Source organism: Metabacillus sediminilitoris (genome assembly GCF_009720625.1).
GTDB lineage: Bacteria > Bacillota > Bacilli > Bacillales > Bacillaceae > Metabacillus > Metabacillus sediminilitoris.
The window spans coordinates 2,182,588-2,204,536 of record NZ_CP046266.1; the positions used below are offsets into that span (position 1 = coordinate 2,182,588).

The window sequence follows — 21,949 nt, forward strand, 5'->3', positions numbered from 1 at the left end:
AACTGTGTAAACCATTGAATATGAAGGAATTAACCATTCCCATTTTACTAGTGTGGTAGTTTGCCTTTTTGAAGACAAAATTCGTGCAATAGAAGATGGTTCGATTAATGATGATTATCGCATTGAATACATCCGGGGCCATATTGAGCAAATGCGTGAAGCCATTGAAGATGGTGTTGAGTTGATGGGATACACACCTTGGGGTTGTATTGATTTGGTAAGTGCTTCGACAGGAGAAATGTCCAAGCGTTATGGTTTCATTTATGTTGATAAAAATGATGATGGCAGTGGGACATTAGAGCGTAAAAGGAAAAAGTCTTTCTATTGGTATAAAGATGTAATTGCAACAAATGGAGAAAAAATATAAAATTTTTATTATTTTTGCTTAACTAAATAGCAATCTTTGATAAAACCTAAACTAGGTATAAACACTCACTTTATATTTCTAGAAGGGAGTGTTTAAATGGGTTCATGAAGCCGTTGAACAAGGGGCGAGAGTAGTGTGTGGGAATAAACGAAATAAATCCTTATTTTTTCCGACATTACCTACAGATGTTAAGCCTGATATGAAAGTTAGTTATAAAGAAATCTTTGCTCCTGTAGTTTCTGCTATTCCTTTTAAGGATATGGATGAGGTTATTCGTTTAGTAAATGATTCGGATCATGGTTTACAAGCAGGTGCATTTACGAACGACATTAACACAAAGTTTTACTTAGCCAATCAAATTGAAATGGGCGGTCTAAATATTAATGATACATCGAACTGGCGTGCGGATATCATTCCATATGGCGGTATAAAAATAGTGGGATTGGCAGAGAAGGTCCAAAGTATGCTATAGAGGAAATGACAGAACTTAAGGTAATTACATTTATTTAAGTCACTTGTTAAGATTTTATGAATTTGCACAAGTATCATATATAAGAGATTACATCAGAAAGATCGTTAACCTAACTTGGCCGTTTTGACCATTAGGATGGCGATCTTTTTTGATAGTTAAGGGTATGACGTTATTTCTCCCTATCCCCCTGCTAGCACCTGTACGTGCGGCTTTCATCGCCTACGGCGCTTCAACTAATCCAATACATTCTATTCTGTATACTTAATAAAAAAATAGTAATATTTCCAATTCAGATTGTGTCTTCTTATTGAAAGGCAAAACACTGTTTTATTGTTAGGTGATTATGTAATTTTATATGAAAATAAAAAAAGAAATAATTTTTGAAGAGTATGACTTTTTTATTAACTGTTCAGTTATTGTCATGTATGATTAAAATGTGAACGGTTACAATTTAATTATTAAAAAGATAATTTAATAGATAATAGCAAAACGGGGGAATCAAAGATGAATTTTAAGATGATTATGACATCGGGGAATCCAGAGTTGACAGCTAAGATTGAAAAAATTGCGAAAGAACTTAACTTTTCAGTAACTGTTGTTGAGGGAATTTTAAATGAAGCAGCCCAGGAAGTAAAAAGACTTGTATCACAGGGTGGATTTGAAGTGGTGATAAGCCGGGCAGGGACTGCCAAGGGAATTGCTAAATTGGTACCGCTTCCAGTTATTCATAGTGCTTCAAGCAATTTTGATATATTAGATTCTTTTAAAAGAGCAAAAGAACTGGGAGATAAAATTTGTTTTATCACTTATCCGGAAGAAGGGTTTGCTTTTAATTTTGACCAAGTGATTGAAACAGTTGGTTTTGATGTAACGATATTGCCGTATCATACATGGGATGAGCTGGTTAAGCAAATAAAAAAGGCAAAAGAAATGGGAATGGAAGTAGTAGTGGGCGGCGGCATTCGGGCACATGAAATTGTTCAAAATTATGGAATGAAGAGTATGAACATTATTACAAGTGAGAGAACAATAAAAAGAACATTAATCTTAGCTAGTCAAGTAGCACAAGACCGAATACTGATTAAAAAAGAGACGGAAAGATTAAAGGCAGTTATTAATGTGACGGAAGAAGGGATTCTCTTTCTATCAAAAGATGGTCACATAGAAACATTTAACCCTGCGGCCGAAAGGATTTTTGGGATAAAGGAATCATTTGTTACTGGGAAGAGAATTGAGGAAATACGAAATCCCCTCCTCTTAAATCTGTTGCAGGAAAAAAACATATATACTGACAATGGAAGTTTCCGATTGCAAAATCTAATTGTTAATTATGAACCGCTTATTGTTGGAATAGAACGGATCGGCACGGTTATTATTTGCCGAGAGATTAGTAAGATTCAAAAATTAGAGAGTGAAATTAGAAGAGAATTGCATTCAAAAGGATTAATAGCCCGTTTTACATTGGAAGATATTCGACATAAAAGTGAGCAGATGGAGCTCGAGATTAAACTGGCTAAAGAATATGCCGCGACGGATTCGACCGTTTTGATAATTGGAGAAAGCGGAACGGGGAAAGAGTTAATGGCCCAAGGTATACATAATGCCAGCAACAGAAAGGATGGTCCTTTTGTGGCTGTTAACTGTGCAGCTCTGCCAGAAAATTTAATTGAAAGTGAATTATTTGGGTATGCAGCAGGGGCCTTTACTGGTGCGAATAAGGGAGGGAAACAGGGCTTCTTTGAATTGGCCCATGGAGGAACGATTTTCCTTGATGAAATAGGAGAAATTCCCGATTTTATTCAAACAAGACTATTAAGGGTACTTCAAGAAAAAGAGGTTATGCGAGTTGGAGGGGATCGGGTGATTCCCGTTAATATTCGAGTCGTAGCGGCAACAAACCGTAAACTTTGGGATATGGTGAGAGAAGGAAAGTTTCGTTCTGATTTATATTTTAGATTAAATGTGCTTCATATGGGGCTTCCTCCATTGCGTCACAGAATGGAAGATATTCCGATTCTTGTTGATTTCTTCCTACAGAAGATGGGGTCTAGACTCTGTTTTGAAGATTTCTCGGATAATCTAAAAAACTTTTTTTTGACGTACAGCTGGCCGGGGAATATTAGGCAGCTTGAAAATATTATCGAAAGAATTCAGCTCGGTGTACAGAAATTTAAAGGGGAAGATGCCTTTATAAATGATATTTTAAGCGAAACAGAAGAGGAAGATCGTCAGTTAAATCAAAACGAGGTAATCATGGTTCAATTTGGTACGATGGACGAAATAGAAAAGCAAGTGATTAATAAAATGATGCAATTGAATGATCATAATAAAACCGTAGTGGCTGAAAAATTAGGGATTAGCCGTACCACGTTGTGGAAAAAATTAAGTGAAACTTCTTAACTGTTTAATATATAAACGATGACTTAGTAAAAATGTTACTAAAATGAACAGATTAATTGATTTCCGGTTTGTTTTAATAGGTTATTAAGTTGGCATACTTCTTGCTTTATAAATGGGTGTAAGAAATGATTAGCTTTGGGTCAATCAACAATAAATCAGAAAATTAAATGATGGGAGGTGTGATTATTGAATCGTGTTCTTTTGGAAAAGCATCATCATATCGCGGTTATTTACTTAAATGAACCCGAAACGTTAAATGCTTTTAGCAAAGGATTAAAAGAACAACTTTTATTCACTTTAAAAGAAGTTGAACAGGATGAGTCAATCCATGTTGTCATTCTTTCAGGCAAGGGAAAATCGTTTTGTGCTGGCGGGGATTTGAAGGGAATGGCAAAGAAGTATACAACATTAGAAATTAAACAAACAATGGATCAGGCTGCTAAGATTGTAGAATTAATCCGTAGAATGCCAAAGTTAGTTATCTCCGCAGTTCATGGATATGCAGCGGGAGCGGGGATGAGTTTAGCATTAGCATCAGATCTTATTATCGCAGAGGAAGGTTCTAAGTTTTCTTTATCGTTTAAAAATGTTGGTTTAATTCCTGATCTAGGCCTTCTCTATCATCTCCCGAAAAAAGTAGGAGAGTGGAAGGCCAAAGAATGGATTTGGAAGGGAGTAACCATTCCGGTTGAAGAAGCTTATGACTATGGATTCATCTATGAAATTGCTGAGAAAAATCAGGCGTTGGAGAGAGCGCTTGTACTGGCGGAAGATTTAATGAACGGTGCACTGCAGGCATTTATCCATTCAAAATTCATTATTAATAGTTCTTCATCTCTGTCCTTTGAAGAGGTAATACAAAAGGAGAATATGAGCCAAACGTTTTTACGGACGACATTGGATCATAGAGAAGGTGTAGAATCTTTTATTGAAAAACGAAGGCCTGAATTTATAGGGAAATAAAACTCATATCAGGTTTAAAATTTGAACGATTAAAACACAAACTGTTTTAAAATGAAACAGGTAGACGGAAAAATTCTTGCTATTGAAATTAAGTAAGATGAAATTTCTACCAATAAAAATCAGAATATTAACCCTAATTATAAAGTTTTCATTTAATTAAAAGGGGAATTCGGAATTCTGAAAGTAAAAGATAGAAAATGTTTATTAAACACTTAGGGTCAACAAACAAATGAAAGCGTTATATTTTATTTTTTATTCTGGCTATAAACTATCTCATTTAAAAAGGGGAAAAGAAAAAAATGAAAAAAATTTCATTGTATTTAGTTTTAGTTGCCATGATGATCTTAAGCGCCTGTTCGAATCAGACTGGAAATGCTGCTTCAGATAATGCAAATACGGATTTCCCAACGAAACCAATTGAAATTATTGTCCCATACGATGCTGGCGGAGGGACTGATATGGCAGCAAGGGCACTGGCAAGTAAGGTCAGCGAATATTTGCCAAATAAGCAAGCGGTAGTAGTTGTTAATAAGCCTGGCGGAGGAGCTACGGTAGGAAATACTCAAGTATTGAATGCGAAACCAGATGGTTACACATTATTAATGACTTCAACTGGAGCTTTGTCAATCCAGCCTAATTATGGAAAAGCAACATACTCCCATGACAGTTTTGCACCTATTATGCGTGTGCTTTCTAATCCGCAAGCAATCATTGTCAAAGCAGATGCTCCTTGGAAAACATATGATGAATGGTTAGCTTATATGAAAAAGAACCCTGGAGTATTCACTTATGGCACAGCAGGCACAGGTCTTACTGGTCATATTGCGATGGAAGCTTTATCTATGGATGAAAAAATTAAAGCAAAACATGTTCCGTTCGATGGTGCAGGTCCTGCGCTGACCGCATTGTTAGGTGGACATGTTCAAGGTGTGGTCGTTCAAGCTCAAAATCCACGAGCTTTAGTTGAATCTGGTGAGGTTCGTCCGTTAATAAATATCGGTAGTAATAAAGAAGAAGGCTTTGATGGTTTCCCTTGGGCAAGCGAAAATGCTTCAGTAGATGTTTATCATGGACTATTAGCACCTAAAGATACTCCTAAGGAAGTTTTAGATATTTTGCATGATGCCTTCAAAAAAGCATTAGAGGATCCAGCTGTTATTGACCTAATTAATAAAGGTGGAGCAAATCCAGCTTATGCAGGACCAGAAGATTTTCAAAAAGAAATTACGGGAAGTTATGAGAAAAGTAGAAAGGTATTAAAAGAAGTGGGATTAATTAAGTAAAGCCAAAACAAAACATACATATCATCTAAATCATTTATCATCAAGCAGGGTAATGATTTAGATGATAGCCGTTCATTCTTTTTAGATAAAAGAAAACATGAAAAGGGTGGTGAGTTCGTGCTTAATAATAAAAGCGAAATGGGAGCAGGGATATTTTTATTCCTTTTTGCATCAGTCTTTTTTGTACAAGCGCTCGGATTTGAATATTTGGGATCCTTAGGACCAGGACCAGGCTTTTTTTCAACTTGGATAAGTGGATCTCTTGCTGTTTTATCACTTATATATATTTATCAATCTTATAAAAATGGTAAAACAAAAGAAAAAGCTGCAGAAATAAAGGAAGAAGATAGCACACCAGAAGAAAGTGCGCCAAATGAGAAGTCATTTGGAAAAATAGCCTATATAGTTGGATGTATGTTGTTTTACGTAATGGCACTTACTTATTTGGGTTTTGTTTTAACAACGACCATCTTCCTTTTTGCACTGCTTTTTAAGGAATATAAATGGTATACGAGTCTTGGTATTGCTATTTTCGTATCAATCTTCTTGTTCTGGTTATTTGGATCTTTATTAAATGTGGCTTTGCCAGTTAATGTATTAGGTTGGTAGGGGAGGAAGGATATGGAATCTTTGCAAGGGCTATTAGTTGGTTTTCAGGAAGCACTAACCGTTTGGAACATTATCTATTGCATTATTGGTGTGTCAATGGGGATGTTTGTAGGCGTATTGCCCGGGCTGGGCCCTGTTGCAGGAACAGCCCTGTTAATCCCGATTACATTTGGGATGGAACCGGTATCTGCCATTATTATGTTAGCGGGCATTTACTATGGATCTATGTATGGCGGGACGATTACCTCCGTTCTTATTAATACACCGGGAGAATCAGCGTCTGTTATCACTTGTATCGATGGACATCAACTAGCAAAGCAGGGGAGGGGAGGAACAGCCTTAGGAGTTGCCGCAATCGGTTCCTTTGTTGGTGGAATTGTGGCTGTTTTAGGACTCACTTTTTTAGGTCCTCCATTAGCTCGCTTCGCTTTAAAGTTTGGTCCTCCTGAGTATTTTGCTCTCATGTTGCTTGGATTGTTATTAATTGTAGGATTGATGGGGAAATCAATAACAAGAGGGCTTATCGCTGCTTTATTTGGTTTACTATTAGCGCTAATTGGTATGGATCCGATTTCAGGAGAAATTCGATTTACCTTTGGACAAATGAATTTAATAGAAGGTATTGATTTTGTTATTGTGGCTATGGGTCTTTTTGGAATATCAGAAATCCTGCTAAATGCTGAAAATAAGATGAAAATGGATAAACCAGCTAAAGTTCAGGGAATGCTGCCAAGAAGGGACGAATGGAAACCAACGATGAAATCAGTTGGAAGAGGAACAGGTATCGGGATGTTAATTGGATTAATTCCTGGCGCAGGAGCAACGATCTCCTCCCTGATCTCTTATTCTATTGAGAAAAAAATGGCAAAGGATCCTTCTCGATTTGGGAAAGGGGCTATTGAAGGAGTTGCAGGACCTGAAACGGCTAACAACGCTCACAGTGGTGCCGCACTCATTCCGCTATTTACACTCGGCATTCCTAGCTCGCCAACGATTGCTGTATTACTAGGAGCCTTTATGATGCATGGTTTAGCTCCAGGGCCTGCATTATTCCAAAACAACCCTAATTTTGTATGGGGCATTATTGCCAGTATGTTTATTGGTAATTTCATTCTGCTCATTTTTAATCTTCCATTAGCAGGATTTTGGGCGAGAATAGCACTTGTTCCATATAAGCTATTATTTCCATTGATTCTTATTTTAACAATGGTTGGGACTTACAGTATTAATAATAGCTTATGGGATGTAGGGTTAATGCTTTTATTTGGGGTTGTGGGATATATCATGAAAAAACTAGATATTCCTGCTGCAGTAACCGTCTTAACATTTGTTTTGGGAGGCCAAATTGAGTCTTCATTTCTTCAATCACTTGCGTCATCAACAGATGGATTTCTCATCTTCTTTATGCGCCCGATTTCTGGTACTTTAATTGCTATCGGTTTGCTTTTACTAGTTTTCAGCACATTAAATGGATTTAAAAAGAAGAAAAATTTAATAGAAGGTGATTTTGAAGTTTAACTAAATCCTTCCATTAAACAGGATATCACTTTCCAGTTTAATAACTTATTAGAAAATCCCTGTTTTAGATATGAAAACAGGGATTTATTGTTCTACTGTGTTGAAGCTATTAAAAGAAAGGAATGGTAGAACATGTATTTTTCATTTCAAAATGATTCAAACGCGGAGGAAGTATGAAACGGAACCTTTTATATATGGTTACTCCTTTTATTTTTATTTCAGTCTTTGCAGCAAGACCTATGACATCTTTATTTGCAAACGAGTTAGAAGCAACGATGTTCGAAATTGGAATGATCACGGCCTGTTATTCGATTGCACCACTTATTATCGCTATTTTTGCCGGGCGTTATATTGATCGATATGGAGAGAGAATTCCAATATTCATTGGATCACTAGGATTATTTATTTCTTTGTGTCTTCCATACTTTTTTCCAAGTGTTCAAATTTTATTTATCTCACAGCTCATTTTAGGTGGATCACAATTACTTGCCATACTCGCGATTCAAAATGGAGTAGCGAAGTCAACAACAAATAAGAATCGTGATCGTTCAGTTGGGACATTTAGTCTTTTCTCTTCAGCTGGGATGCTGCTCGGTCCTATCATTGGAGGATATTCAACCGAACATTATGGCTTTCAACTGTCATTTATGATTCTAGCATTTGTTCCCTTTGTCCCTATGGTTCTATCTTTTTTCATTACTAAATCTTCAAGAACTGCTTCCGTGTCAAAGAAAGAAAAGTCTACGAGTATGAAAGAGTTGTTTCGAATTCCTGGCTTATCTCGAGCTGTTCTGGTCAGTATGATTATCTTATCAGCCTTAGATATATTCTATGTCTATTTTCCGTTGTATGCCCAATCCATCGGACTAAATTTTTCACAAATAGGATTGCTTTTAGGAGCACAAGCAGCTTCTAATGTTTTGGTAAGAATTTTTATGCCAAGGTTAATAATGATGTTTGGCAGGGTGACAGTGCTGTGGATTTTTATGATGATTGGTGCCATTTCTTACGGCATGATTCCGTTTCTTCATGAATTTTCTTTGCTTTTTGCTGCTTCCTTTCTATTAGGAGCAGGTCTAGGTGTTACCCAGCCATTAACGATTGTCCTCTCATACAATGTTTCTCCTCCTGGTCAAACTGGGGAGGTATTGGGAATTCGGCTGGCTGCTAACAGGCTTGGGCAAACGATCATTCCCTTTGTTTTTGCTAATTTAAGTACATTAATCGGATTGGGTCCAATTTTATTTATGAAAGCGATTGTACTTGCAGCAGGTGCAATAACTGCACGCGGAATTATTGACAAGGTGAAGCAAGATGAAATGTCGGAAAGAAAGGTAAAAGTTCGTTAAATATAAATGTGCTATTAAATACAAAAATAATATCGATGAGAAACGTTCTTGTAAATAGGAGGAAAAATGAATATGAATGATAAGAACACAATCAGCGTTATGAATTCAGAAAAAGGGTACCAGTCAATAGACGATCAAAATATGACAGAACGATTGGCTGCCCATGTAGCTAATTATGGAAATATTCAGTTAGATAAAGGGTTAGTTCATCAAGTGAAAAGAACTTGTTTAGATTATGTCTGTGCGGCGATCACAGGAGCAAACACAGAAGTAAGCAGGCTTGTTTATGAATACTTGATAGAATCTGAAGGAAGAGGAACGACGAACATCATTGGGTATCAATCGGGATTATTAAAAGGAAACGCTGCCTTCTTAAATGGGACGAGTGCCCATTGCCTTGATATGGACGATGGACATACAGGGGGATCGGTTCATCCCGGAACGGTTGTATTTCCAGTTGTATTTGCTATAGCGCAACATGTAAAACCAACATTTGATGAATTGGCAAAAGCCATTGTAATCGGTTATGACGTTTGCCTAAGAATTTCATCTGCTATTCATCCATCTTCGAGGCAGCGAGGTTTCCATAATACACCGGTAGCTGGTATTTTCGGTGCTGTAGCTGCAGCTAGCGTATTATATGGATTGAAAAAGGAAGAAGTCCAGAATGCTTTTGGGATAGCCGGGAGCTTTGCTGGCGGGATTTTTGCTTTTTTAGGTACAGGTTCGGAAGTGAAACGGATTCATCCTGGGCAGGCTGCACGTGATGGAATCTCTGCAGTTGAACTGACAAGAAAGGGATTATCAGGGCCGAAGGATGTGTTGGAAGGGGAAAACGGTCTTTTTCAGGCCTTTGCAGATGGGAAAGTATCTGTGGAACGAATGTTTAAAGATATCGGTGAAAAATATGAAATTATGAATATATATTTTAAGCCATATCCATGCTGCCGGCATTTACATTCTTCGATTGATGCTGTTTATGAATTAAAAATGAATGCACAAATTCAACCACTAGATATTGCTGAAATTCGTATAGGCGTCAATAAGATTGCTTATTTACATCGCCATAAGAATTGCCAAACACTATTGGATGCACAAATGAGTTTGCCGTATGCGATTGCGTCAGCTATTTATCATCCAGTTTTGGAGGTTAATCATTTTCAACCAGAGCAGACAAAAGAAACCATTAGCAGGCTGGCGCAATTAGTTGAAGTGTATGTGGATGAGGAAGCCGATCAACATTATCCTGCACAACGGGCAGCGAGACTTGAAATCAAGTTGAAAAATAGCAAAACACTAACATGTTATGTGGAAAACCCGCTAGGAGAGCCTTCAAAACCATTATCAGATGAAAAGCTAGAAATGAAATTTATTGCCAATTGTTCTTCTATTATTGGCGAAGAAAGAGCAAAGTCAATCGTACAAAGTATTAAAAATCTCGAGGAATATATGGAAACTCTTTATTCTATTTAAATCCATTTTGGAAAAGGAGGAAATAGGAATGCGCTTTGAAAATATTCTTATGTATAAAGATGGAGCTATTGGTGTAATCAAGATTAATCGGCCTGAAGTGAGAAATGCACTAGATAATCAAACAGTTAGTGAAATTGAACAAGCATTACTCCAATGGGAAAATCATGAAGGCGTGATGGTAATTGTACTTACAGGGGAGGGAGCGAAATCCTTTGCTGCAGGTGCTGATATTAGACAGTTAAGGGAAAAGAGTGCAGCCGATGCATTGTTGCCAGGACTTTCAGGCTTATGTCAAAGGATAGAGCAAAGTACGAAAGTGACCATTGCGGCGATTAACGGTTATGCTCTCGGAGGCGGCTGTGAATTAGCCATTGCCTGTGATATCCGTGTTGCTGCTTTGCATGCTAAATTCGGCTTGCCAGAGCTCAGTTTATCTATCATCCCCGGTGCTGGCGGTACACAAAGATTATCACGGATGCTAGGGAAAGGGACAGCGCTTGATATGATCTTAACGGGTGAAATCATTACTGCGGAAAAGGCTGAAAGGATTGGCTTAGTTTCTACTGTCGTACCGATGGAAGAATTATGGGAAACGGTAGTAGGAAAAGCTCATAAAATCATTGAAAAAGGACCGATGGCAGTGAAATTAGCGAAGATGGTGATTCATCAAGGGTATGATATAGATATAAAGACCGCCTTAACATTAGAAAAATTTGCTCAAGCCATTCTTTTTAATTCTGATGATAAATTGGAGGGTACAACGGCCTTTTTAGAAAAAAGACCACCGCATTATCAAGGAAAGTAACATCATTTGTTCATAAACTGAACTCTGCTATTAAAAAAATAAACAGACGGACTTAAAATGGTTCGTCTGTTTTTGTTTGTTTTTTTAACAAGTGTGTTCAAATGATAAACAATAAAGCTGAAATATCGTATTATTTTTAGTGTTTTTTAAAGTTGGCACGCATCTTGCTACTAGTATTTACGAAAGCAATTATTAATTAATCATAACAAGGGGAGAGTTTAAAATGGATTTCAACTTAAGTGAAGATTTACTAGAATTACAAAAATGGGCAAAAAACTTTGCAAAGGAAAAGTTCTCAGAAAAAGCTTACACATGGACAAAAAATCATAAAGTACCTTGGGAGAACGCTAAAATTCTAGCGGAAAATGGCTTAATGGGTATGACCCTACCGATTGAGGATGGCGGTCAAGGGATGTCATTGGTTGAAGCGATTATCGTTATGGAAGAAGTGGCAAAAGTTTGTCCTAGTACAGCTGATATGCTGCAAGTGGGGAATTTCGGGGCAATTCGCCAATTGGCTGCATATGGCTCAGAAGAACTGAAGCAGCGTGTTCTTCCAACTATTTTAGCTGGTGAGAAGCTTATTTCAGTTGCGATGTCAGAGCCTAACGCAGGCTCTGCAGTTACAGACCTAAAGACGAAAGCTCGTATTGAAGGAGATAAAGTCATTATCAATGGATCAAAAGTGTTTAATACACATGGACCACATAATTCTTATTATGTTGTATGGGTTAATTTTGGAGACAGTGTGAAAACGTGCGGTGCCGTGCTAGTGGAAAGAGGCGCTCCTGGCTTTACAATTGGAAAAACTGAAACGCATATGTCTGGTGAAGAGCATTGTGCTTTATATTTTGAAGATTGCGAAGTCCCAGTTGGTCATATTTTAGTTCCTGATAATGGTTTTAAACGCTTGTTTACAATGTTTAACATTGAACGGATGGGAAATACATCAAGATCACTAGCATTAGCACAGGCTGCCTTTGATATGGCTGTACAGCATGCAAAGGAAAGAGAACAATTTGGACGTCCGTTAGCTGAATTCCAAGGAACTCAATGGAAAATTGCTGAAATGAAAATGAAGTTAGAGGCTGGAAGACTGCTATTATATAAAGCTGCAACTAATGCTGATAAAGGGGCTCCAAATCCTTTAGATGCGAATATGGCAAAGGCTTATATTAATACCACTGCATTTGAAGTGGCACATGAAGCAGTTCAAATCTTTGGCGGTTATGGTTACTCTACTGACTACCCGCTAGAGTACATTTTTAGAAGAGTTAGAGGTTGGATGATTGCCGGTGGAACTCCGGAAGTATTGAAAAATAAAATTGCTGAAGATGTATTGGGTATGAGATTTAGTCAAAGAAGACCAAAGACAGGGGGAGAAAAAGTTGTCACTAAATCATAATGTTTCCGTTGCTGTAGAAGAACAACCACTCTTTTTAATGGAACATGAAGGAGCCCAGCTTTTAAAAGAGTTAGGGCTTCCAGTAGCCCAATCATTATTGGTTAAAACGAAGCAGGAAGCTGTTCAGTATGCACAGAGAATCGGATATCCCGTAGTACTGAAAGGGATGTCTAGAGATATTGTTCACAAAACAGAAGCAGGAATCGTTAAAATAAATGTCCGGAATGCGGAAGAAGTTGAAGCAGCCTTTACCGAGATTATGGAGAACGCTTCAAATTACGATAATAAGGCAAACATGGCAGGAATTCTCGTGCAAAAAATGGCTCCAAAAGGAACAGAATTGATTTTTGGGGTGAAAAAGGATCCTGTATTCGGCCACCAGCTTGTGATTGGTTTTGGAGGAATCTTCGTTGAAATTATGAAAGATTTTGCCATGAGAATGATGCCGGTTTCTATAAAAGATATTGAAGAAATGCTGCAAGAATTGAAAACGTATCCAATTATTAAAGGCTACCGCGGACAAGAAGGGCTGAATCAAGAGATCGTAGCAGACATTTGTCTGGGATTAAATGAATTAGTGAAGCAGAGACCTGAAATTGAAGAGTTAGACCTAAATCCTGTTATTTTTTCAGATCAAGATGCTTTCATTTGTGATGTCAGGATTTTATTAGGAGAAAAGAAAGAAACAGGACGTAAGCAAAGATCACTAGAAAATCTAGAGAAAATGATTAACCCTGCTTCTATAGCAGTGGTCGGGGCATCTGCGAACGAAAAGAAAAATGGCGGACGGCTTTTTCGCTACCTGGTTGAAAATCAATTCCCTGGCAAGCTTTACCCTATTAATCCAGGTGCCTCTGAAATAAAGGGTTATAAAGCTTATCCAACTATCAGAGAGGTTCCAGAAGATATTGATTTGGCTTGTATCATTGTGGAAGCCAAAAGTGTTCCGCAAGTCATGGAGGATTGTATTGCAAAAGGCGTGAAAGCAGTCATTGTATACTCCTCTGGCTTTGCGGAAATAGGGGAAGAAGGGAAAAAGCTTCAGGAAGAGCTAATGAATCTTGCGGAAAAAGGAAATATCCGTGTGCTTGGTCCTAATTCCATCGGTATTGCCAGTCCATCTAAAAACATTTATACCGCTTTTGGAGCTGCATTAGAATCAAAAGTGAAGCCGCTTGGGAATATTGGCTTTATCTCACAAAGCGGTGCGATGGGAAGCGCCCTCCTAAGCCGTGCATGGGAACAAAGTGCTGGTTTTAGCAGATGGGTAAGTGTTGGAAATGAAGCTGACTTGACCACGACAGATTTTATCGAAATATTGGCTGAAGATGAATTAACAAAGGTGATTACCGTCTTTATGGAAGGGATTAAAGATGTCAAAGCATTTGAAAAAGCAACTTCCAAAGCTTTAAAAGCAAAGAAACCGGTATTGGTGTTTAAAACAGGAAGGTCGGCAGTTGGAAAAAAAGCCGTGCAATCGCATACAGGTTCCATTGCAGGGGATGATGCGGTTTATTCAGCCGCTTTCCAAAAGCTTGGCGCTCTGAGAATTTCGAGTATAGATGAAATAATTGATGTTTCAAGAGCTTTCACTGTTCAAAAATTACCAAAGGGTAATCGCATTGGTGTATTGACCGCTTCAGGTGGAGCCTGCAGTGTCATCGCGGATCTGTGTTCGGAAAAAGGATTAATCGTTCCTGAATTAACCGAAAGTTCAGATAAGATAAAAGAACTAATCCCGCCATTTGGTTCTGCGCAAAATCCAGTGGATGTAACGGCTGAAGTCATTGCTAAGCCTGAAATGTTCAAAAAAGTGCTGCAAACACTTGCCGAAGACCAGTATATTGATGGCGTCATTGTGATGTTAACAACGAATGCAGATCCGGGTGCAGCGGTTATTGCTGAAGCCATTATGGAGGTTCAGAGAGAGCAAGACAAACCGATTGTTGTTGGGCGCTTAGGAGCAGATGGTATTGCTCCAAAAGCAATGGCTTTATACGAAGAAGGAAATCTCCCTGTTTACGCATCTCCAGAACAAGTAGTGAGCATCATGAATTACCTAGTGAAATATAGCCAATTGCTAAAAAACTGATTAAAGACCTTTATTTAATACGATGTTTGCCTGCGTGAAAGAAGAAAGTAATGAAACTATCTTTCACGCAGGATTTATTAAACAGCATACTGAGAACGGAGCGGAAACGATGAAGAAAATAGCTGTAATCGGAAGCGGTCTGATGGGAACGGGTATCGCCTATGCTGCTAGTGTCAATCATTTTCAAGTGCAGCTTCAGGATATTAGCACGAAAGCTTTAGAGAAAGCTGAAGCTTATATGAAAGCAGAAATGAAAAAAGCTGTAGAACGAAGGTTTCTGACAGCGGAAGAAGAAATCGAAAGCTTTCATCGAATTACTTTTACAACAAGTATGGAGGAAGCAGTAAGGGAGGCAGATCTTGTTATTGAGGCAGTCCTTGAAAAGATGGATTTGAAAATCGAAATCTTTAAAAAATTGGATGAAATTTGCCCGGAACACACAATCCTAGCGACAAATACGTCAACGATGAGCCCAACCGAAATTGCAGCACAGACATCGCGGCCTGATAAATGTATCGCCATGCACTTTTTCAATCCCCCCCACAAAATGAAACTCGTGGAAATCATCAGAGGGTTAAATACCTCGGATGAAACCTATGAATCAGCTAGGCAGGTTGCAGAGCAAATGAAAAAGGAAACCGTTGAAGTCAATGAATTTCCCGGATTTGTAACAAGCCGAATGAATTGCTTAATAGGGAATGAAGCGATGAATATGCTGATGGAAGGTGTCGCCTCTGCTGCAGATATTGATAAAGCCATCAAATTAGGGTTAAACCATCCAATGGGGCCGCTTGAAATGGCAGATCTTGTCGGGTTGGATACACGGTTGAGAAATATAGAATATTTGTATCAAACCTTAGGAGAAAAATATCGCCCATGTCCGCTTTTAACAAAATATGTGAAGGCTGGAAGACTTGGAAAGAAATCAGGGGTTGGTTTCTATGACTATAGCAATGAGGTGGGAAGCAAATGAGAAATGCTGTTATCGTTGATTCAGTTAGAACGGCTATCGGTCGTTTAGGAGGCAGTTTAAAAGATGTCGAAGTAGATTATCTGGCTGCAAAAGTATTGGATGAAATTGCCCTCCGTGCAGGGATTGATAAAAATCAAGTGGATGAAGTGATTTTAGGACAAGGCAAACAAAGTGCTGATTCTTCTAATCTAGCAAGACTTTCATTATTGCGAGCTGGATATCCAATAGAAGTATCAGGCTACACCATTCATCGTCAATGTGGATCAGGACTTCAAGCCATTAACAATGCAGTGCAGCAAATTCAATGCGGACTGTCAGATATGGTTGTAGCCGGCGGTGCGGAAAGCATGAGCACTGCCCCTTATTATATTCGAAATGCTCGATATGGATATGGTGCCGGTAATGGTGAGATTTTAGATCCAAATACGGAAAGTCAGCCTAGGTCCCAGCCAATAGAGATTTATGGGAAATTGAATATGGGGATCACAGCAGAAAATTTAGCGGAAAAATATCATATTTCTCGTGCTGAACAGGATGAATTTGCTGCCCGGAGTCAAGAACTGGCTCTATCAGCTATAGAAAAGGGTTTTTTTGATAAAGAAATTGTTCCATTTGAGATAAAAGGGAAAAAACAACATGTTGTATTTGATCGTGACGAACATCCACGTCAAACATCTTATGAGAAACTCTCTACCTTAAAGCCTGTTTTTAAAGAAAGTGGGACAGTGACAGCCGGAAATAGCAGCGGCAGAAATGACGGTGCTTCAGCTTTGCTTGTTATGTCAGAAGATGCGGCGGCAAAACAAGGGTTGCGGCCAAAGGCAAAAGTGATTGCACAAGCAGCATCCGGTGTTTCTCCAGATATCATGGGGATCGGACCTGTTCCCTCTACTTTGAAGGCATTAAAAATGGCAGGACTAACCTTTGATGATATCGGCTTGATTGAATTAAACGAAGCTTTCTCGGCACAAGCATTGTCTGTTATTAAGAAATGGAATATCAGCTGGGATAAAGTCAATGTAAACGGCGGTGCCATTGCTCTTGGCCATCCGATTGGAGCATCAGGAGCTATCTTAATGACAAAATTATTGCATGAAATGGAAAGACGCGGCGAAAAGTACGGCCTTGTCACCCTTTGTATTGCCGGGGGCTTGGGTATTACGACTATCGTTGAGAATTTACAAATTTAAGAAAGAAAGAGGAGAATAGAAATGAATATTTTTGTCATGATGAAAAGAACCTTCGATACAGAAGAAAAGATCTCCATTAAAAATGGTCAGATCCATGAAGGGGATGCCGAATTCATTATCAATCCTTACGATGAATATGCCATCGAAGAGGCGATTGTATTGAAAGAAAAGCATGGTGGAGAAGTGACGGTTGTAACGGTTGGGGATGAAGACGGAGAGGCAGAATTAAGAACTGCACTAGCGATGGGAGCAGATAAAGCGGTTTTAATTAAAATAGAGGATTTGGACCACGTCGATTCATTCACAGTTGCGTCCATCCTTGTCAAATACTTAGAAAAACAAGAGATTGATCTAATCCTTGCTGGAAATATGACGGTAGATGGAGGATCCGCTCAAATTGGACCCCTTGTTGCTGGAGGATTAGGAATTGCCCAAGTTACAGCAATCACCAAGCTGGATGTAAATGAAGGGAAAGCGCTGGTTGTAAGAGATGTGGAAGGGGATGTAGAAACCATTGAAGTATCACTTCCAATTCTCGTAACGGCACAACAAGGATTAAATGAGCCGCGGTATCCCTCATTACCAGGAATTATGAAAGCAAAGAAAAAACCGCTTGAAATCTTAGAGCTTGATGATCTTGACATAGAGGAAGAGAATGTTGAAGCAAAGACATCTATGGTTGAAGTTTTCCTCCCACAAGTAAAACAGGCTGGAAGAATACTTGAGGGAGATGCCCATGAGCAAGTGAAACAGTTAGTATCATTGTTAAGTTCAGAAGCAAAAGTTATATAAAAGGTGGGTTCATAATGAAAAAAATAGTAACGGTAGCTGAAATAAAAAACGGTGAATTACGAAATATATCATTTGAAACAATTGCAGCTGCTAAAATAGCTGCAAACGGAGGAGAAGTAGTAAGTGTCCTTTTAGGTGAACAAGAAAAAGGTATTACCGATGCTTTGATTCAATATGGGGCAGATAGAGTGATTATTGTCAATCATCCACAATTAGCTTTGTATACGACAGATGCTTATCAGCAAGCTCTACTTCAGATTATCGAGCTTGAAAATCCAGACGGAATTTTTATGGGGCATACAGGAAATGCGAAAGATGTTGCACCCCGGATTGCGATGAAGCTGCAAAGCGGATTAGTTTCAGATGTAATTGCCATTGAAAAGAACGGGGAAGATGTTTTATTTACTCGTCCCATTTATTCGGGTAAAGCTTTTGAAAAGAAGAAAATAAATAATGGATTGTTGTTTGCAACCATTCGTCCAAATAATATTGCGTCACTTGAAAAGGATGAATCCCGCAGCGGAGAAGTGACTTCTATCAATGTGGAAATAAAAGATTTACGTACGATTATCAAAGAAGTAGTACGCAAAACGACTAGCGGAGTTGACCTTTCAGAGGCAAAAATTATTGTTTCCGGCGGCCGCGGCGTAAAGAGTAAGGAAGGCTTTAAAGTGCTGCAGGAACTGGCTGATGCGCTAGGCGGAGCAGTAGGGGCATCCCGTGGTGCATGCGATGCTGATTACTGCGATTATTCTATGCAAATTGGTCAAACAGGGAAAGTAGTCACACCCGATCTATACATTGCCTGCGGAATTTCCGGTGCCATTCAACATGTTGCAGGGATGTCTAACTCGAAAGTGATTGTAGCGATCAATAAGGATCCGGAAGCAAATATCTTCAGCATCGCTGATTATGGAATTGTCGGAGATTTATTTGAAGTAGTGCCTTTACTAGTAGAAGAGTTTAAGCTTGTAGCCCTTCACTAGATTAGAAAAAAGGTTAGAGTGCTTACAGGGAGGAATTCATTTCCTCCTATTTACTTCAAAGCAGTGTGCCGATAATTGAAGAGAAAATCATCAATAGGATTTGTTCTCCATTAAAGGGAACTGATTTAGAAACAACCATGAGGGGATGATAAGGATGTTATCGTTGCTGAATTTACTTGCTTTCCTGGCCGTGGCTGGATATGCGATCTATTTGTTTGTCAATCTAGTGTATACTCGCTATTTGTTTATCAAGCTTGGCAAAAAAGCTGAGTTTGAACCAAACCTGAAAGAACGCTTCAATCTGATCTTAGTCAACGGCTTCGGTCAGTCAAAATTATTCAAAGACAAGAAAAGCGGTTTGATGCATGTAATATTATTTTATACCTTTTTTATCATTCAAGTAGGACTTATAGAACTTATTATCAAAGGATTTATTAAAGGCTATGAATTTCCTTTTGGTGAAGCTCATAAATATTTCAGTCTCCTGCAGGAGTGGGCTACGTTCCTTATGCTGCTCGCCGTCGTATATGGCTTCTACCGCCGATATGGTGAAAAGATAAAGCGTCTGCAATGGAAGCGCGACGGTAAAGCTGCTTTTGTTTATATCGCTTTAAGTATATTGACTTTATCCATCCTAGTTACATTAGGATTCGAAACGGTCATGTTAAACCATGAACCAAATCTTGTCTATGCTCCTTTCTCTGGTGCAGTTGCATTATTGTTTTCCGGTATTGGAACAACAGCAGGAACTGTGATGTTCTACGGATTTTGGTGGGTTCATATGCTGACTGTATTCACGTTTATGGTATTTGTACCCCAGTCCAAGCAATTTCATGAGTTGTTTGCCATGGTCAATATCTTCTTTAAGAAAAGCGGCCCTGTTGGGAAATTGAAAAAGATTGATTTTGAGGATGAGACAGCTGAAGAATTCGGTGTCGGGAAAATTGAGGATTTTACCCAGCATCAGTTGATTGATCTGTACGCATGTGCAGAATGCGGACGATGCACAAATATGTGCCCAGCTTCAGGAACTGGAAAAACGTTATCTCCGATGGAGCTTATTATTAAAATGAGGAACCATTTAACAGAAAAGGGAGCTGCGGTTACTTCCAGACAGCCATGGATGCCTGCATTTGCTTTTAAAAACACAAGAGGCAATCAATTAGCATTGGTGAGTAGTGCTTTTCAGGAAGTATCAGCAACGATCGAAAGTGAGAGTTTAATAGGAGATGTAGTGACAGAAGAAGAGATTTGGGCATGTACGACGTGCCGAAACTGTGAAGACCAATGTCCCGTGATGAATGAGCATGTGGATAAAATCATAGATTTGCGCCGTTACCTTGTCTTAACAGAAGGAAAAATGAATCCTGATGCACAACGTGCGATGACGAATATTGAACGTCAAGGAAATCCATGGGGGATTAACCGTAAGGAACGTATCAATTGGCGCAATGATGTAGAGGATGTGACGATTCCAACGGCAAAAGAATTGAAAAAAACAGGTGAAGAGTTTGATTATCTGTTCTTTGTTGGATCGATGGGATCTTATGATAATCGAAGTCAAAAGCTTACTCAATCCTTTACTCGTCTTTTAAATAAAGCTGGGGTGAAGGTAGCGATCCTTGGAAATGAAGAAAAGAACTCTGGAGATACACCGCGCCGTCTTGGAAATGAGTTTTTATTCCAAGAGTTAGTAAATGCAAATATTGAAACATTTAAAAAGTATCATGTAAAAAAAATAGTTACGATGGATCCTCATGCTTTTAACACATTAAAAAATGAATACCCTGAATTTGGTTTAGAAGCAGAGGTTTATCATCATACAGAATTACTAGAAACATTAATCAAAGAAGGAAAGATCATTCCAAATAAAAAGGTAGAAGAAGTAATTACGTACCATGATTCCTGTTACTTAGGACGCTACAATAATGTGTATGATGCACCACGAGAAATTCTAAAAGCGATTCCAGGTGTGAAAATTGTAGAGCCTGAGCGGAAACGTGAGAATGTGATGTGCTGCGGTGCTGGCGGAGGATTAATGTGGATGGAAGAAGATAAGGGAACACGTATCAATGTTTCAAGAACCGAGCAGCTTCTTGAAACAAATCCAACCATCATCAGTACAGGGTGCCCATACTGTTTAACCATGATCAGTGATGGCACAAAAGCAAAGGAAGTAGAAGAAAAAGTACAAACATTAGATGTTGTTGAAATTCTTGAGAAGTCAGTAATCTAAATAGCTTTACCTAGGACCGTGACGTATAAAAACAACAACAAGATTGGAATGAAAAAGGAATAGAAAAGAGTTTATAAACCAATAGAGAAAAAACCATCGCTCTTCACTGCCTTAATCCTATTTGTTTTTTCACTTTTACTGAGTACAAATTAAGTTTAATAATGAATCGAAAATAATAGATGTACCGGGAAACACTACATTTAGTAGAGTTCATTGAGCAACATACTTGAGCTAATCGAAGTAGAGCGTATACAAGGTTTAGCTGTTGATAATCCATGGGGTATTTAAGTGTTGAAACTGCACTGAAGGTGACAAAAGGTGAAAGTGTTGAAAAATTTGTAGACACCGGTGTAGACATTATCGTGAAAGATAAAAGAGAATTCCTAATAAATGAAATGGAGAAGAGTGGAGGAATTGGATATCTAAATAGTTTGAGTAATAAATTGGGAATCCCTGCGCGTTAGCAGGGATTTATTTTTCGTATAAAGTAAAATACGGATTTGAGATAAAGATGGACCATTTATAAATAGGTTGTTGTTTTGTTTTTGACAAACCAATTTATTTACGAAACACATAAGAACATACATTCTGTTTTCTGCTATAATTGTTTTACAATAGTTAGGAAAACTCAAGGGTGGTCAGCATTACCCCGGAATGAAAGGGGGTGGTGCTTATGATGACATATTACAAACGTTAATGCTTATGATAGCATTTGCAAGTTTGGTGTTGTCAATCATATCTTTTAAAGACAAAAAATAACCCACCCTTGAGCATAGCAGCGCGATGAGGTGAGTTATTTTCCAAAAACGCTGATCCCACTTGAAGGGAACCTGGTTATTGTGTGATTGTTTGGTGTTCTAGCACCGAACAGTCTTTTTTAGTTTATGATTTTTCTACTATTAGTATAACCAATGATTTCTAAATTGAAAAGTCTTATGATCATGTCTGCTAGATGGTAATTTAATTTTTCCTCTTACAGTATGTTAGGAGTCTTAAGAATGAAACAGTCGTATAACAGTTAGTCATTACTTACTAC

The 21,949-nt window shown here is 38.4% G+C and carries 18 protein-coding genes and 1 pseudogene; all 19 read left to right on the top strand.

The genetic code is table 11. The features are described from left to right. Window positions 1–73: 73 nt before the first annotated feature. Window positions 74–367 (top strand): annotated as a pseudogene (locus GMB29_RS10385) (family 1 glycosylhydrolase); the annotation flags it as partial. Window positions 368–455: 88 nt separating this feature from the next. Then, window positions 456–839, top strand: a complete 384-nt coding sequence (locus GMB29_RS10390; RefSeq protein WP_136358304.1) for an aldehyde dehydrogenase family protein — start codon at window positions 456–458, stop codon at window positions 837–839. 504 nt (window positions 840–1,343) lie between these two features. Then, window positions 1,344–3,239 (top strand): sigma-54-dependent Fis family transcriptional regulator, encoded by a 1,896-nt coding sequence (locus GMB29_RS10395; RefSeq protein WP_136358302.1) that lies wholly within the window; start codon window positions 1,344–1,346, stop codon window positions 3,237–3,239. Between the two features lie 186 nt (window positions 3,240–3,425). Beyond that, complete coding sequence (locus tag GMB29_RS10400; protein ID WP_136358300.1) at window positions 3,426–4,202, top strand: enoyl-CoA hydratase/isomerase family protein; 777 nt, start codon at window positions 3,426–3,428, stop codon at window positions 4,200–4,202. A gap of 299 nt (window positions 4,203–4,501) precedes the next feature. Next, window positions 4,502–5,485, top strand: coding sequence for a Bug family tripartite tricarboxylate transporter substrate binding protein (locus tag GMB29_RS10405; RefSeq protein ID WP_136358298.1), 984 nt, complete (start codon window positions 4,502–4,504; stop codon window positions 5,483–5,485). A gap of 117 nt (window positions 5,486–5,602) precedes the next feature. Continuing rightward, window positions 5,603–6,094: a tripartite tricarboxylate transporter TctB family protein gene (locus GMB29_RS10410; RefSeq protein ID WP_136358296.1), complete on the top strand. Its 492-nt coding sequence runs from the start codon at window positions 5,603–5,605 to the stop codon at window positions 6,092–6,094. A 12-nt stretch (window positions 6,095–6,106) separates the two neighbouring features. Further along, a complete protein-coding gene (locus GMB29_RS10415; protein ID WP_136358294.1) occupies window positions 6,107–7,612 on the top strand; it encodes a tripartite tricarboxylate transporter permease in 1,506 nt (501 codons plus the stop codon). Between the two features lie 173 nt (window positions 7,613–7,785). Next, complete coding sequence (locus GMB29_RS10420) at window positions 7,786–8,961, top strand: MFS transporter (protein ID WP_136358292.1); 1,176 nt, start codon at window positions 7,786–7,788, stop codon at window positions 8,959–8,961. 72 nt (window positions 8,962–9,033) lie between these two features. After that, complete coding sequence (locus tag GMB29_RS10425; RefSeq protein ID WP_168733964.1) at window positions 9,034–10,434, top strand: MmgE/PrpD family protein; 1,401 nt, start codon at window positions 9,034–9,036, stop codon at window positions 10,432–10,434. A 28-nt stretch (window positions 10,435–10,462) separates the two neighbouring features. Beyond that, window positions 10,463–11,239: an enoyl-CoA hydratase/isomerase family protein gene (locus GMB29_RS10430; RefSeq protein WP_136358288.1), complete on the top strand. Its 777-nt coding sequence runs from the start codon at window positions 10,463–10,465 to the stop codon at window positions 11,237–11,239. A 223-nt stretch (window positions 11,240–11,462) separates the two neighbouring features. Next, window positions 11,463–12,644, top strand: coding sequence for an acyl-CoA dehydrogenase family protein (locus tag GMB29_RS10435; protein WP_136358286.1), 1,182 nt, complete (start codon window positions 11,463–11,465; stop codon window positions 12,642–12,644). Next, entirely contained in the window at window positions 12,628–14,736 is a 2,109-nt protein-coding gene (locus tag GMB29_RS10440) for an acetate--CoA ligase family protein (protein ID WP_136358284.1), read from the top strand. The genes GMB29_RS10435 and GMB29_RS10440 overlap by 17 nt, the downstream gene beginning before the upstream one ends. 109 nt (window positions 14,737–14,845) lie before the next feature. Further along, window positions 14,846–15,709, top strand: coding sequence for a 3-hydroxyacyl-CoA dehydrogenase family protein (locus GMB29_RS10445; protein WP_136358335.1), 864 nt, complete (start codon window positions 14,846–14,848; stop codon window positions 15,707–15,709). After that, entirely contained in the window at window positions 15,706–16,899 is a 1,194-nt protein-coding gene (locus GMB29_RS10450; RefSeq protein ID WP_136358282.1) for a thiolase family protein, read from the top strand. Before GMB29_RS10445 ends, GMB29_RS10450 begins: the two co-directional genes overlap by 4 nt. A gap of 21 nt (window positions 16,900–16,920) precedes the next feature. Next, window positions 16,921–17,691: an electron transfer flavoprotein subunit beta/FixA family protein gene (locus GMB29_RS10455; protein WP_136358280.1), complete on the top strand. Its 771-nt coding sequence runs from the start codon at window positions 16,921–16,923 to the stop codon at window positions 17,689–17,691. 11 nt (window positions 17,692–17,702) lie between these two features. Next, window positions 17,703–18,677: an electron transfer flavoprotein subunit alpha/FixB family protein gene (locus GMB29_RS10460; protein ID WP_136358278.1), complete on the top strand. Its 975-nt coding sequence runs from the start codon at window positions 17,703–17,705 to the stop codon at window positions 18,675–18,677. Between the two features lie 154 nt (window positions 18,678–18,831). Further along, window positions 18,832–20,913, top strand: coding sequence for a (Fe-S)-binding protein (locus GMB29_RS10465; RefSeq protein WP_136358276.1), 2,082 nt, complete (start codon window positions 18,832–18,834; stop codon window positions 20,911–20,913). Between the two features lie 275 nt (window positions 20,914–21,188). Next, window positions 21,189–21,377 (top strand): hypothetical protein, encoded by a 189-nt coding sequence (locus GMB29_RS10470; RefSeq protein ID WP_136358274.1) that lies wholly within the window; start codon window positions 21,189–21,191, stop codon window positions 21,375–21,377. A gap of 190 nt (window positions 21,378–21,567) precedes the next feature. After that, complete coding sequence (locus tag GMB29_RS28045) at window positions 21,568–21,672, top strand: putative holin-like toxin (protein WP_406600323.1); 105 nt, start codon at window positions 21,568–21,570, stop codon at window positions 21,670–21,672. Window positions 21,673–21,949: the final 277 nt, after the last annotated feature.